Genomic DNA, 13,415 nt, shown 5'->3' with positions numbered 1-13,415 from the left:
TCAGCCCCCTGTGGAGATGTCGACGACCCAGAAGAACTCGCCTTCGGCGTCGTAGTCGAAGATCAGCGCGGTCTGCCCGAAGACCAGCTGCGTGCTCTCGGCCGCCCGCACCTGGACGACAGCGGTGCCGCCGTCGTCGGCGGTGACCTCGGCCTGGCCGTAGTGCCCGGTGACCCGAGCGGTCCGCACGATCGCCGTGCGGCCCACGAAGTCGTTGCGGGAGGCGGGTTTCTCCGGTCGCGTCCACCGCTTCACCGGGATCAGCACGACCTTCGTGACGAGCGCGCCGACGAGCAGCGCTGCGGCCAGGACGGCGTAGCGGAGCTTGTTCTCCGGCGTCAGCACCGTGCCGACCAGCGCGGCGAACCACGTGATCACGACGAACAGCGAGATGGAGACCGGCAGCACCGGGGCGTCGAAGTCCACGCCCACCAACGCGACCGTCAACCAGTACGCCAGCACCAGGAGCACCAGGACGCTGAACAGCACTGTCGGGAAGGCCACCGCGGCGGACAGGAACTCGGTCATCATCGCCCCCTCTCGCCACTCTGATGCGCGAAACGGCGTTTTCGTTGCACTTCGGGGAATGATCGTTGTCACCCGGTCGTTGCCGGGAACATGGACATGGGGGTTCAGGGGCTGAACACGGGCGACGCGATCGCCCCCGCCGAGACTCGTCGGCTGGCCGAGCTGGTGGAGGCGCTGGGGTACCGGTCGTGGTGGGTGGCGGAGCACGTGGTGCTGCCCTCGCCGAAGGCCGACCCGTCGCCGGCGGAACCGGACACGCCGCTGCTCGACCCGCTGGTCAGCCTGAGCTTCGTGGCCGCGGCCACGACCAGGCTGGAGCTGGGCACCGGCATCGTGATCCTTCCGCAGCGCAACCCGGTGGTGCTCGCGAAGCAGGTGGCGTCACTGGACGTGCTGAGCGGCGGCCGGTTCACGCTCGGTGTCGGTGCCGGCTACCTGCACCAGGAGTTCGCCGCGGTCGGCGTGCCGTTCGCGGGCCGTGGCCGGCGCACGGACGAGTACATCGACGCGATGCGGGAGCTGTGGCACTCGCCGGCGCCGTCGTTCTCGGGCAGGCACGTCTCGTTCAGCGGCATCGACGCCCACCCGCGCCCGGCCAACGCCCGGATCGCGGTCGGCGGTGCCAGCGACGGTGCGCTGCGGCGGGCGCTGACCCGCGGCAACGCGTGGATCGGCATCGGCACGCCGGAGGAGACGGCGGCCAACCTCAAGCGGATCCGCAGGCTGTCCGCGATGACCGAACGACCCGACTCGCTCGGCGCGCTGGAGATCGACGTCCTCGCGACGGCCCCGCTGGACGCGTCGGTGGTGCGGCAGTACGAGGACCTCGGCGTCGACCAGCTGATCGTGGTCCCCTCGTCGGTCGACCTGCCGGTGGACGAGGCACTGGCGAGCCTGATCGCCCTGCGGTAGGTAGCCTGAACGGCCGTGATCCCCGTAGTCGTCCTGGCCGGTTTCCTCGGCGCCGGCAAGACCACCCTGCTCAACCACCTGCTGCGCACGTCCGGCGGCACGCGGATCGGCGTGGTCGTCAACGACTTCGGCTCGATCAACATCGACGCGTTCGCGGTGTCCGCGCAGGTCGACTCGATGGTGACGCTGTCGAACGGCTGCCTGTGCTGCGCCGTCGACGGCTCCGAGCTGGCCGACATGCTGGGCACGCTCGCCACGGCGGACCTGGACGTCATCGTCATCGAGGCGTCCGGGCTCGCCGAACCGTCCGCGCTGGTCAGGATGGTGGTCCAGGCACCGGACGTGGCGTACGGCGGGCTGATCTACGTGGTCGACGCCGTGGAGCTCGGTGCCGTCGACCACCTCGACCGGGACCTCGCGCTGGCGGACCTGGTGGTGCTGAACAAGGTCGACCGGGTGGACGCGCTGCCGTCGTTGCCGTGCGAGGCGCCGGTGCTCGCGGTGTCGTACGGCCGGATCGACCCGGCGCTGCTCTTCGAGGTGCGGCCACCGGACCCGGGCCCGCGCCAGCTGGCGTTCGACGACCTGGAAGACCACTCGACGCACGCGCACGCCGCGTACGACACCGTGACGTTCACGTCCGAGGACCCCCTGCACCCCAGGCTGTTCATGGACTTCCTGTCCGCGCGGCCACCGGGGTTGTTCCGCGCCAAGGGTTTCGTGCAGTTCGAGCACGGCACCTTCATGCTGCACACCGTCGGCGCGTACGTGTCGTTCACACCGGTCGAGCCCGCCCCGACCCAGCTGGTGCTGATCGGGACGGGCATCGACGCGGACTCGGTGACCGACTGGCTGCTCGCGTGCGTCGCGCTGGAGCCGGTCAGCTCCGAGGAGATGCTGTGGGTGCTGCGGTACGCCCGCTGATCACGTGCAGAGCGCGGTGTCGACGACGTCGAGCATCTGCTTGAGCGACTTCTCCGCGTCGCCGTAGGTGCCGAACAGCGCGGTCGCGGTGATCGCGGTGTGGCGCCCGCCGTCCGTCGCGGCACCGAACGACGAGAACCCGTGGATCGTGCCGCCGTGGCCCCAGTAGACGCCGCCGCAGCTGAGCTTCGTGCTCTCCAGGCCGAGTCCGGCCGCGTTCCGGTCGTCGATCGGGATGGTCCTGCGCATCTCGTCGAGCTGCGGTTTCTGGAGGAGCTCGCCCCGCAGCAGCGAGCGGTAGAACCGGGCGATGTCCTGCGGCGTGGAGACGAGCGCACCCGCCGCCCAGGCCCAGGACGAGTCGAGCTCCGTCGCGTCGACCGCCTTCGACCTCGGGTCGAACAGGTCCGCCGGCGCGTACCCGCGGGCGTGCCGGCCGCGGATGGTCCGCTCGCCCTGCGCCGGCCAGTAGGTGTCGCGCAGCTGGGCCCGGTCGAGCACCCGCCGCTGCACCTCCTCCGCCACCGGCCGGCCGGTCACCTTCTGCACCAGCAGCCCCGCGACGACGTAGTTCGTGTTGCTGTAGCTGTACTTCTCACCGGGCGCACCGGTCACGGGCTGCTTGAGCCCCGCGTCGAGCAGCTCGTACGGCTCGAAATACCGGTCGCGCACGTCCGCGATCTTCGCGACGCCCACCGCGACCGAGAACTCGGGCAGGCCGCTGGTGTGCTGCAGGACCTGCCGGACCGTGATGCGCTCGTCCTCGATGCGCGGGACGTAGTTCTTGACGGGCCCGTCGAGCGCGACCTCGCCCTCGCCGACCAGCTGCAGGACCGTCACCGCCACGAAGGACTTGGTGATGCTGCCGACCCGCACCCGCCCGTTGACGGGTGCGTTGCCCTTCGCGTGGTTGCTGCCGTTGACGTGCATCTCCACGCCCGGCATGCCGTCCTCGACGATCCGGTCGAGCTGCTGCGGTATCGGCGTGATGAGGCTGAGGGCGGCTAAGGCCGCGACGACCTTCACTTCGCACCGCACAGAGCACTGTCCACAGTGGCCAAGATCTGGTCGTGTGCCTTGGCACCCTTCTCCGGCGTGTCCTGGAACGTGCCGGGCAGCGCCGTGACCGCGATCGAGAACGCACGGCCCTTCTCCGTGACGCCACCGCGGGTCTCGTACCCGTGGATGTCGCCGCCGTGACCCCAGTACTTGCCACCACAGCTCAGCGTCGTGCTGGCGATGCCCAGCCCGTACGCCGAACCCGGCCACATCTCACCGGCGGTGTCGACGGTCTTCTGCATCTCCGTCAGCTGCGCGGCGGGAACCAGGTTCCCCTTGAGCAGCGCCTGGTAGAAGGTGTTGAGGTCCTTGGTGGACGAGACGATCTGCCCGGCGGCCCAGCCCCACGACGGGTCCATCTCGGTGACGTCGGTGGGCACGCCCTTGACGCGGTCGTACCCCTTGGCGTGCTTGCCGCGGATGCCCTGCTCACCCTGGCCAGGCCAGTAGGTGTCCTTGAGCTTGAGCTTCTGCACGATCCGCTGGTCGACGTTCTCCGCGATCGGCCGCCCGGTGACCTTCTGCGCGATGAGCCCCAGCAGCACGTAGTTCGTGTTGCTGTACTTGAACTTCTCACCCGGCTGGTGCGTCGGCGGCTGCTGGTTCGCGACGGCCAGGAGCTCGTACGGCTCGAAGTACCGGTGCCGCACGTCCTCGAACTTCTCGAGCCCCAGGAAGCCCGTGTAGTTCGCGAGCCCGCTGGTGTGGTTGAGCAGCTGCCGCACCGTGATCCGGTCGTCCTTGATGGCGCCCGGCAGGTACCTCGTGACCGGCACGTCCAGCTCGACCTTGCCCTCGGCCACCAGCTGCATGATCACGACGGCGACGAACGCCTTGGTGTTGGACCCGGCCCGCACCTGCCCGTTCTTCGGCACCGGCACCCGCTTGTTCAACTCGGCCGTCCCCGCGGTGTACGCGGTCGCCCTGCCGTGCGCGTCGGTCGTCGTCGCCAGCGCCGCCGGGAACTCCTTGGCGAGCCCGTCGAGCTGCTTCTGCACCTGCCCCGCCGGCGTGGCCATGGCCGTCCCACTGCACAGCATGGCCGCCGCCAGCACTCCTACCAGCGTCTTCTTCATCGTTCGTCCCCTCGTTCGGCTTGAGGAAGACGATTCCAATTCCGCGCCGCGCACACAGTCAGGCACACTGCCGTTGATCAGGTAGAGCCTGCTCCACCTAGTACCGGACGTCGCTCAGGAGCAGCGGCGGGTAGACGGCGGACGCCTCCCCGTCGACCGTGGCACCCGCGAACTGCAACATGGCCCGCAACTCCCCGTGCAACGGCGCCGGGTAACCCAACTCCGGCGCGGACACCTCGTCCAGCCTGCGGAGCTGCTCCCCGCTGAGGACGACCTCCTCGAGGTTGCTCTCCAGGTGCTCCAGCCGGCGCGCACCGATGATCGGCACCACCGTCCCCGCCCGCTGCCTGAGCCACGCCAACGACACCGCCGCGGCCGAGGCACCGACCTCCTCGGCAACCTCCACCACCACGTCGATGACCCGGAACTCCGCCTCACCGGGCCCACCCACGAACTTCACCCGTTCCGAGTCGCCGACCCGCCCGTCCCGCCGGTACTTGCCCGACAGGAACCCGTTCTTGAGCGGACTCCACGGCACCAGCGCCATCCCCAGGTCTCTCGCCATCGGCGCCACCTCCCCCTCCACGGTCCGCGCCAACAGCGAGTACTCGACCTGCAACGCGATCAGCGGCGTCCACCGGTTGAGCTCGGCCATCGTCTGCGCCCGTGCCGTGACCCAGGCAGGCGTGTTGGAGAACCCGATGTACCGCACCTTGCCCGATCCCACCAGGTCGTCGAGCACCCGCATGGTCTCCTCGACCGGGGTGTTCCGATCCCAGTTGTGCAACCAGTAGAGGTCCAGGTAGTCCGTGCCGAGCCTGCGCAACGTCTCTTCGAGCTGCTTGCGGACGGCACTCCGCCCCGCCCCACCACCGTTCGGGTCGCCGGGGTGCATGTTGAAGAAGAACTTGGAGGCGAGGACGACCCGGTCCCGGTCCCTGGTCCTGAAGTAGTCGCCAAGGATCTTCTCGGAGTGCCCGTTGGTGTAGAAGTTGGCCGTGTCGATGAAGTTCCCGCCGCGTTCGAGGTAGGCGTCGAGCATCTTCTCCGCCTCCTCGACACTGCAGCCGGCAGACCCCGGGTCCTCGCCGAAGGTCATCGCGCCGAGGGCGAACGGGCTGACGCGGAGGCCGGACCGGCCGAGGGTGACGTAGTGGTCCAGTGGCATCTCTTGGCTCCTTGGGGCTGCTGTTTCGCTGCTCCAATGAAACCGGTGCTGGGGTGGTCGGCGGTACGACGATGCTCCTGGGGTCTTGCCTGATCCTCTCGTTCGGCTTGGGCTCGGTCGTTCGGGTGGGTGGGGAGTGTCAACCGTGAGGTGGGTAACCCGAGCGACATGGCGTGATGACGATCGGTAGGCTGTGGCGGCGAGGGCTGCTAGCTCAATTGGCAGAGCAGGAGACTTTTAATCTTCGGGTTCAGGGTTCGAGTCCCTGGCGGCCCACCAGCACTACGCAGGGAGTTTCCACGCAACGTGGGAACTCCCTGCGGCGTTTCTGCAGCCGGGGAGCCCGTGGGGAGCCCATCCGTCCCGGTGCTGACCTGCGGGGATCTCTTCCGGGGGACCATCGCGGCCGTCTTCGCCGCCTCCTCGGCGGCGAGCTTCGGCACCACGCTGGTGTACGTGTCGCGGGTGATCGTGCTCGACGAGTGCCCGAGCAGCGCCTGCACGACCTTGATGTCCACGCCGGCCGACAGCGCGAGCGTCGCGGCACCGTGCCGGAGGTCGTGCAGCCGGATCGGCGGCAGGCCAGCCGCCTCGACCAGGTTGTTGAAGTGGATCGACACAGCCGCCGGGTGCAGCTCCGTCCCGTCCTCGCGGGTGAAGATGCGCCCGGTGTCGGTCCAGCCGGCTCCCCACAGCAGTCGTTCCTCAAGCTGCTGACGTCGCCACTGCCGCAGCACGTCCACCCGGCCGGGGTCGAGCGAGACGACCCGCTCGCCCGCGTCGCTCTTCGGGGCGTCCGCCTCGACCTCCCAGCCGAGCTGGTTCAGCTGCTCGGCTACGGCCAGCGTGCCCTTGTCGAGGTTCGTATCTGTCCAGCGCACGCCGCAGACCTCGCCGCGGCGCAGCCCGCGGAATGCCACGAGGTCGTACAGCGCGTACAGCCGGTCGTCGGCGATGAAGTCCAGGAACTCGCCCGTCTGCTCCGGGGTCCACACCATCACCCGCGACGGGCGCTCTGTGGCGTCCAGGTGCTCCAGCTCGCGGCGCAGCGCGTCTGCGGCCTTGGTGTCGTGGGCCTTGCGTGCCTGCGCCAGTTCCTCCAGCACGGCGGCTCGTCGTGCCCGGTTCGTGCGCCACGCCTCGACGCGCTCGTCGGTCCACACGAGAGCCTTCGGGCGCTTGCCGCTCGGCAGCTCGACGTGCGAGGCCGGGTTGAAGCTGATCAGCTGCCCGTTCGACTGCTTGATCGCGGACGTCAGCGCCGAGCGGAGCGTCGCCCGGATGCGGTGCATGGTCGCCGGCGCGACGTGCCGACGATGCTTCACCGCGGCGCGATCCGCCTCGGTGCCGGTCGCCCGGATGATCGCCAACTGCTCGTTGTCGGCCGCGATCGCGTCGAACATCGCCGAGATGTGGCCGACGCGCAGTCGGTCGAGCGGGATGTCGCCGAGGTGCGGCACGAGGTACAGGCGCAGGTGGATGCCGTAGGCGCGCGCCGTGCCCTTCTTGAGCCCCTTCTTGTTGGCCAGCCACTCCGTCAGGTACTGGCCGACCGTGAGCCCGCCGCGGAGTGCCTGCCCGCTGTTGTACCGGCGCCGCATCTCGTCGTAGTCCGGCAGCGCAGCCTTGCGCTTCAGCGCGTCGTCGGCGAGCGCCAGGATCGCCGCGCGCGCGTCAGCGCCGGCGGGCCCGTCGTCCGGGATGGCGAGCAGCCGGTCGACGGCGTCCTGCGCAGCCTCGGCGGCCTTGCTGGTGTCGAACCCGCCGCGGCGCATCGTCTGCCGGTGACCGTTGGCGTCAGCGGGCAGTTCGAGGCGGAAGTACCAGACACCGTGCTTCGGGTTCCACGCGCCGTCAGCGCGCCGGAGCCGCGGGCACTTCGCGCCGAGCTCGCGGCCGGTCTCGTCGTCGCGGCACTTGCACCGCTTGTACGTGCTGCCCTTGCTCATCTGCCACCGTCCCGCTTGACCGGTGGAATCAGCCCGGCCGACCGCGCACGGCCGATCCAGTTGCCGGCCGTACTTTGAGAGATCCCAAAGGCTTCGCGGACCGCCTTCGTCGGCGGGTCGCCGATGACGTCCGCAACGCGATAGATCCGCGCCACCCAGTTCAAGGTCTCGGCGGTCGGGCCCTCGTCGCGCAGGCGCTCAGCCTCGGCAACGGTGATCATCCCCTGGGCGCGCACTGGCGTGCCTTCGGGAAGATCCGCACCGAGGCCGCCACGGATCTTGGTCGCTGCCCTGAGGCTGTCTCGCAACACCGACTGGACGGTGATCTTGCGCAGGGCCTCCCCTGTTACTGGCTCGCCGCCCTCGCGGCGGTGCACGCACAGCGACTCGACCACGAGCCGTTCGCCGTCATAGGCGACGCCGGCGGTCACGTCAAAGCCGTGGTAGTCGGCGAGGTTCAACGTCCCCTCGGCCACGTGCACGTCTTCGATGACCTCGACGAAGTTCGTTACATCCCACTTCAGCTCAACCACACCTCAATGCTGCCCATACCGGCAGCCTCCGTCAAGGATTGCCAGCAGATTCGGCGAGCCTTATTGCGCAGGGTTGAGTCGACGTGCTACCTATTGAGCCGATCGGCAACTGCCGTCACAACTTGCCAGGAGGTGCCGTCATGAACAGCCTGATGCCCACCCGTCAACCCGACGATCTGCTGACCACGGCGGAGGTCGCGGCTCACGTCCGCGTCCCCGAGAAGACCGTCGTCGGCTGGAGGTCGAAGGGCACCGGCCCCGCCTTCGTCCGGTACGGCCGCCACGTGCGTTACCGGTGGGCGGACGTGCTCCAGTGGGTGGCCGCCCAGAGGGTCGCCGCATGACCACGCCCACGGTCGAAGAGATCAAGAGCTGGCCTGTCACGGTGCCCGCCGTGCAGGGCGCCCGCGCGTTCGGCATCGGCGAGACCAAGGCGCGCGAACTGTTGCGTGCCAACGACTTCCCCGTCCGGGTGCTCCGGATCGGAAGCCGTTACCGCGTCGCGACCGCCGACATCCTCACGTACCTCGGCCTCGACGCCACCGCGTCCGCGGCCTGACCCTCGACCACCTCGACCTGCATCGGCCCGACCCCCGCTTAGGGCCGCTCCCGACAAACGCTGGAGCGCCCGGATGACCGACCTGACCACGCCCGAGGCTCTACGACGCCGCCGCGCCGCATCGTGGCGCATGCCCGCACTCGCGGATGGCCGTCGCGACCCCCTCGACATGCACGACGAGGAACCGATGAACCCCTCGGCGACCGCCGCCACGATCACCCACCTCCGCGCGCTCGGCTTCGGCGCGTGGATCCCCGTGCCGAACGCCGACCTGCGCCGGATGTGGCAAGCCGGTGGCAAGTGCCAGCGACTTGCCGTCGAGCAGGCCGAGCTGAACGCGAGGTGGTCCGCGTGAGCCGCCAACGAGCCGCCGCACCCGAGGACAGCAGGAACTACGTCCGGGTGTCGGTTGACCTGCCGCTCAACCCGAAGCTCGCCGAACTCGATGACCCGGCCGCGGCGTGGCTCTACGTCGTGTCGCTGTGCTACTCGGGCCAGTCCTTCACTGACGGGCACTTCCCGGTCACGATCGTGGTCCGTCTGGCTGGTGTGGACAGTTCTGCCGCCGAGAAGCTTGTCGCCCAAGGGCTCTGGCACCGACCTGAGCACGACTGCGGACGCTGCGAGCAGCCGAAGAACGGCTACGCCGTGGTGCACGACTACCTGCGGCACCAGCGGTCCGCGAACGAGGTCAACGACCTCTCGGAGAAGCGCCGCGAGGCTGGACGCCGCGGTGCCGAGCGTCGCTGGGGTAGCAAAACGATGGCAAGTGCCATGCCAACGGCTATGGCAAACGGATCGCAAACCGATGGCAGAGAAGAGGAGAGGAGAAAAGATCTTTCGTCTGCGACGGCGGAGCCGCCGCGAGCAGAGGTCGCCAAGCTCTGCGACCACCTCCGGTCCCGCGTGATCGCGAACGGCTCGAAAGCATCCGTGACCGCGAAGTGGCTGACCGACGCCCGCCTGCTCCTCGACCGCGACGGCCGTGACCTCGACGAGGCCCTGCGGCTGATCGACTGGGCCACCCAGGACCCGTTCTGGCGCTCGAACATCCTCTCGATGCCGAAGTTCCGCAAGCAGTACGACCAGCTGCGCCTCAAGGCAGCACAGGACCCGAACTGGCGGCACCTCCGGGCCGTCGACTCCATCCCGGACGACGAGCTCAACCCCGACGACGTGCTCGGCCCGGACACCTGGACCGCACCCGCGCCTCCGCGCGAGATCGACGAAGGGCCACCCGAGCAGCGCCGCGCCTGGTACCGCCAGGTCGCCGACGCACACAGGCAGGAACGCCTCAGCCAAGCCCGCACCGCCATCGCCCGACAGCAGAGCAGAGGGACCGCGTGACCGACGAGTACGACCTGCCGCCGTGGGACGAGCGCGCCGAGCAGTCAGCCCTCGGCGCCACGCTGCTTTCCCCGCGGGCCCTCGCCGACATCGTCGAGACGCTGCGGCCAGAGGACTTCTACAAGCCGCACCACCAGACCATCTACCGCGCCGTGCTCCGGCTCGAACACGCCGGCCAGCCCGTCGACCCGGTCACGCTCGGATCCGAGCTGGAGCGGCACAACGAGCTTGAGCGCGTAGGCGGGGCTCCGTTCCTGCACACGCTCATGTCCGCGTGCCCGACCGCCGCGAACGCGGCCTACTACGCCGACCGCGTGCTGGAGCAGGCCACCCGGCGCGGCCTGCTCCACGCTTCACAGCGCATCGCCCAGCTCGCCTGCAGCAGCACGGCCAGCGCCGACGAGGTCGTCGAGGACGCGCGGCAGACCCTCGACCAGGTCACCACAAGGTCCCGCACCGACGCGCCCGTGTACGTCCTCGACGACCTCGCCGCCAAGGCGCTCACCCGCTACGCCGCACCCGAACCGCCGTCGCTCTCAACCGGCGACGCCCAGTTCGACGGCCTGCTCGGCGGACTGCGGCCCGGCACGCTCACCGTGATCGGCGCACGTCCCGGCGTCGGCAAGTCCGTCCTCGGCATCAACATCGCCACCCACGCAGCCAGCCGCGGCGAGGGGGCACTGCTCATCTCCCTGGAGATGCCAGAGACCGAGGTCACCGACCGCGTGCTCGCCAACATCGCCAGCGTCGAACTCGACCGCATCACCAAACACCGGCTCACCCCCAACTGCTGGGGCAGACTCCGCGAAGCCAGCACCACCATGAAGGGCTGGCCGCTCCGCGTCGTCGACCAGGCCAACCTCAACCTCGCCGGCATCCGCTCGGTCGCACGCGACCACGTCCGCACCCCCCGCGGCCTCGGCGTGCTGGTCGTCGACTACCTGCAGCTCATCCGACCGGCAGACCCTCGCGCACCTCGCGAGCAGCAGGTCGCCAGCTTCTCCCGCGGCCTCAAGCTCCTCGCCAAGGAACTCGCCCTGCCCGTGGTCGCCCTCGCGCAGGTCAACAGAGGTTCCGAACAGCGATCCGACCGCCGCCCCGTGCTCGCCGACCTCCGGGAGTCCGGCTCGATCGAAGCCGACGCCGACGCCGTGCTGCTGCTGCACCACGACCCCGAACGCCTCGGCGAGATCGAGGTCACCGCGGCGAAGAACCGGCACGGCCGCATCGGCACCGTCTACCTCGGATGGTCGCCGCACTACGCCCGCGCAGGCGCAAACCCTGTGGCCGCCTGACCCATCACGAACGGAGCACACCTCGTGTCACACCCCACGCCCCAGAACTCCGCCGACCTGGACAACCTGAGCCACGAACAGTTCCTCGACTTCCTCGCCACCCGCTACGGCGTCCACCGCCAGACCTTCCACGCCTTCACCCTCGCCGACTGGGCCGTGTACCGAGTCCTCCACGCCGCCACCGAGGAGATCAGCTCCCTCCGCGTCCTCCACGGCGACCACCCCGTCATCGAACAAGCCATCGAGGGACTGCACGGCCTCAACCCCATGCACATCACCGACGCCGCCCTACGGAAGACCGACACCATGCTCGGAGAGGACCCCAGATGACCACCAACAGCAGCAGCGGAACCCCGGCCGCCGGACGTCCGGGGGTCGCACGCGTCGCGACGCACGACCAGTCCGGTTTGTGGGCTCGCACGGGCCCTCTGGCGCCGGAGGTGAGGCGGCACCTCGCCGAGGGGTTCGGGGCCAAGGTGAAGGCGCTGAGGGCCGAGCGTGGCATGACTCAGGTGAAGCTCGCCGAGCTGCTGCGCTGCGACGCGCGGACGGTCCGGCGTCTTGAGGTCGGGCAGCACCGGCCGACGCGTCAGCAGGTGGGGTGGATCGCGGCGGCCCTCTCGCCCGAGGGGCAGCAGCCGCAGGTGCTCGACCATGCCCTGTGTGACCTCGTCGGGCCGAACATGCGGCCGAGGACGAAGAAGCTCCGTCGCCGCGAGCTGCTGTCGAGCCTCTACACCTTGCCGGCCGAACGAACGACGCAGCACGCGGCCCGGCTGAAGGAGGTTCGCCGGCAGATCGGCGGTCGCTATAGGACTTCCTGACCGCTGGTAAGAGCCACTTATCGGCGGTCAGATCGGTCGTCATTTCGATCACCGTGACACCCGGACGCGACCCTTCGTCACGGAGGTCCCCGCACCGCTCGGCCACTCCACCGAGCAGCAGTTCAGGAGGAGAACGCCCGGACCACTCCGCCGGGGCTCGGAGGTAAGACCGCTCGAACTCCGCGAGCACGGCGACGAGGTCAGGAGACGGCAGGTGCACGCACGAGCAGGTCCGCGGCTGCGCACGTGGCAGCGAAACGACGAGGTCCCGGTGCAACGTGAGCACCGGGACCTCTTCGCGCACCTGACCAGGAACGACCGACGTACGCAGTGTGCGAACCGGCTGTCACCCGCTCCGCCTGGTCGGCCTGACGATGACCAGGCAGGCGAAGCACTGCGGCGCCGTGCCGTCCTTGGCGTCGGTCGCGGCAACGTGCTGGCCGCACATCGTGACGAGCACTGGTGCACCCGCCGGGTTGCGGAAGATCGAGAACGCGTGAGCAGCCCGACCGACTACGCGCCACCGGTGGCCGGGCAGAAGCCTGCCGTTCGCCATGCGCGAGTCTCGGCGAGGATCAGGCCTGCGGCCGGCGCGCCGAGTAGAGGTTCGTCGTGCACGAGGCGCCCTCGCACCCCGGCTTCGGGCAGCTCGTCGTCGCCCCAGGCGCACGCGAGAACAGCCCCCAGCAGCCCAGGCACCGCACGGTCTGCGTCCGCTGCTCGGTGCTCCGCATGATCGTCGGGCTGTTGCTCACCCAGTGGTCGCCCATCAGCTTTCCGCCCCTCATGGGTGCGTCGGCGGCCGGGTCGGGGGGATGGCCGGCCGCCGACGCGTCTCGCGCTGGCGTGCATGCCAGCAAGATTCGCTGTCGAACAACCGTAGCTGAAAAACGTCTCAAACGTCTCGATACGACCGTACGTCTTAGTCTGTGCTAAGCGTCTCACCTGCCACTATTGGTCTCGATTGGTCCGTCAGAGTGAACCTGTGACGAGTGCGGGCGGAGATCAACTGGTGACGACGGGCCAAGCCGCGAAGGCTGTTGGCGTCGGCCGCGCCACGCTCGCGCGATGGTGGGCACTGGGCCTGGTCGAACCGGAGCTCGTCACCGCTGGCGGCCACGCCCGGTGGAACGTCGAGAAGCTGAAGGCAGACCTGCGGCGTATGGCCCGCAGCGACGACGACTGACCAGGTCCAACACCGCCCGCCAGTGGATCAGTGACACGCGCCGACGACCGTTGAG

The 13,415-nt window shown here is 69.4% G+C and carries 16 protein-coding genes, 1 tRNA gene and 1 pseudogene; 11 read left to right on the top strand and 7 right to left on the bottom strand.

What is annotated here, in order from left to right; all coding sequences use genetic code 11:
* Positions 1 to 528: a hypothetical protein gene (locus ACVDFE_RS07945; RefSeq protein ID WP_458430077.1), complete on the bottom strand. Its 528-nt coding sequence runs from the start codon at positions 526 to 528 to the stop codon at positions 1 to 3.
* A gap of 96 nt (positions 529 to 624) precedes the next feature.
* Here ACVDFE_RS07945 and ACVDFE_RS07940 point away from each other — a divergent pair, with 96 nt between their 5' ends.
* On the top strand, positions 625 to 1,440 hold the full coding sequence (locus tag ACVDFE_RS07940) for an LLM class F420-dependent oxidoreductase (protein ID WP_360396835.1): 816 nt from the start codon (positions 625 to 627) through the stop codon (positions 1,438 to 1,440).
* A 15-nt stretch (positions 1,441 to 1,455) separates the two neighbouring features.
* The gene (locus ACVDFE_RS07935) at positions 1,456 to 2,364 is read left to right on the top strand and encodes a CobW family GTP-binding protein (protein ID WP_458430076.1); all 909 of its coding nucleotides are present in this window, start codon (positions 1,456 to 1,458) and stop codon (positions 2,362 to 2,364) included.
* Here the strand turns inward: ACVDFE_RS07935 and ACVDFE_RS07930 are convergent, their stop codons facing one another.
* From ACVDFE_RS07930 to ACVDFE_RS07920, 3 genes are all read right to left on the bottom strand, one after another.
* A complete protein-coding gene (locus tag ACVDFE_RS07930; protein ID WP_458430075.1) occupies positions 2,365 to 3,390 on the bottom strand; it encodes a serine hydrolase domain-containing protein in 1,026 nt (341 codons plus the stop codon).
* A complete protein-coding gene (locus ACVDFE_RS07925; protein ID WP_458430074.1) occupies positions 3,387 to 4,499 on the bottom strand; it encodes a serine hydrolase domain-containing protein in 1,113 nt (370 codons plus the stop codon). Before ACVDFE_RS07925 ends, ACVDFE_RS07930 begins: the two co-directional genes overlap by 4 nt.
* 97 nt (positions 4,500 to 4,596) lie before the next feature.
* Positions 4,597 to 5,667, bottom strand: a complete 1,071-nt coding sequence (locus tag ACVDFE_RS07920; RefSeq protein ID WP_458430073.1) for an aldo/keto reductase — start codon at positions 5,665 to 5,667, stop codon at positions 4,597 to 4,599.
* Between the two features lie 203 nt (positions 5,668 to 5,870).
* Between ACVDFE_RS07920 and ACVDFE_RS07915 the strand changes: the two genes are divergently transcribed.
* Positions 5,871 to 5,946 (top strand) — tRNA-Lys (locus ACVDFE_RS07915).
* Between the two features lie 224 nt (positions 5,947 to 6,170).
* On the opposite strand, the pseudogene ACVDFE_RS07910 reads toward ACVDFE_RS07915, so the two are convergent.
* Positions 6,171 to 7,268, bottom strand: a pseudogene (locus ACVDFE_RS07910) (site-specific integrase); the annotation flags it as partial.
* Between the two features lie 344 nt (positions 7,269 to 7,612).
* The gene (locus ACVDFE_RS07905; protein WP_458430072.1) at positions 7,613 to 8,149 is read right to left on the bottom strand and encodes a hypothetical protein; all 537 of its coding nucleotides are present in this window, start codon (positions 8,147 to 8,149) and stop codon (positions 7,613 to 7,615) included.
* A 140-nt stretch (positions 8,150 to 8,289) separates the two neighbouring features.
* Here ACVDFE_RS07905 and ACVDFE_RS07900 point away from each other — a divergent pair, with 140 nt between their 5' ends.
* The 7 genes from ACVDFE_RS07900 (at position 8,290) to ACVDFE_RS07870 (ending at position 12,174) form a co-directional block, all read left to right on the top strand.
* Positions 8,290 to 8,493, top strand: coding sequence for a helix-turn-helix transcriptional regulator (locus ACVDFE_RS07900; RefSeq protein ID WP_458430071.1), 204 nt, complete (start codon positions 8,290 to 8,292; stop codon positions 8,491 to 8,493).
* Positions 8,490 to 8,708, top strand: a complete 219-nt coding sequence (locus ACVDFE_RS07895) for a DNA-binding protein (protein ID WP_458430070.1) — start codon at positions 8,490 to 8,492, stop codon at positions 8,706 to 8,708. The genes ACVDFE_RS07900 and ACVDFE_RS07895 overlap by 4 nt, the downstream gene beginning before the upstream one ends.
* A 73-nt stretch (positions 8,709 to 8,781) precedes the next feature.
* Positions 8,782 to 9,063 carry a hypothetical protein gene (locus ACVDFE_RS07890; protein ID WP_458430069.1) on the top strand — a complete coding sequence of 94 codons (282 nt, stop codon included), beginning with the start codon at positions 8,782 to 8,784 and terminating at the stop codon, positions 9,061 to 9,063.
* A 47-nt stretch (positions 9,064 to 9,110) separates the two neighbouring features.
* A complete protein-coding gene (locus ACVDFE_RS07885) occupies positions 9,111 to 10,055 on the top strand; it encodes a hypothetical protein (RefSeq protein ID WP_458430068.1) in 945 nt (314 codons plus the stop codon).
* Positions 10,052 to 11,350: a replicative DNA helicase gene (locus ACVDFE_RS07880; protein ID WP_458430067.1), complete on the top strand. Its 1,299-nt coding sequence runs from the start codon at positions 10,052 to 10,054 to the stop codon at positions 11,348 to 11,350. The genes ACVDFE_RS07885 and ACVDFE_RS07880 overlap by 4 nt, the downstream gene beginning before the upstream one ends.
* A gap of 24 nt (positions 11,351 to 11,374) precedes the next feature.
* Positions 11,375 to 11,680, top strand: coding sequence for a hypothetical protein (locus ACVDFE_RS07875; RefSeq protein WP_458430065.1), 306 nt, complete (start codon positions 11,375 to 11,377; stop codon positions 11,678 to 11,680).
* Positions 11,677 to 12,174, top strand: coding sequence for a helix-turn-helix domain-containing protein (locus tag ACVDFE_RS07870; RefSeq protein ID WP_458430064.1), 498 nt, complete (start codon positions 11,677 to 11,679; stop codon positions 12,172 to 12,174). The genes ACVDFE_RS07875 and ACVDFE_RS07870 overlap by 4 nt, the downstream gene beginning before the upstream one ends.
* Positions 12,175 to 12,749: 575 nt before the next feature.
* Here ACVDFE_RS07870 and ACVDFE_RS07865 read toward each other — a convergent pair.
* A complete protein-coding gene (locus ACVDFE_RS07865; RefSeq protein ID WP_458430063.1) occupies positions 12,750 to 12,962 on the bottom strand; it encodes a hypothetical protein in 213 nt (70 codons plus the stop codon).
* A gap of 224 nt (positions 12,963 to 13,186) precedes the next feature.
* On the opposite strand from ACVDFE_RS07865, the gene ACVDFE_RS07860 reads away from it, so the two are divergent.
* Positions 13,187 to 13,360, top strand: a complete 174-nt coding sequence (locus tag ACVDFE_RS07860; RefSeq protein WP_458430062.1) for a MerR family transcriptional regulator — start codon at positions 13,187 to 13,189, stop codon at positions 13,358 to 13,360.
* The last annotated feature ends 55 nt before the right edge of the window (positions 13,361 to 13,415 follow it).

The organism is Lentzea chajnantorensis (assembly GCF_054300775.1).
The sequence above is the reverse complement of the archived record's forward strand: the minus strand, read 5'-3'. Positions and strand labels throughout refer to the sequence as shown.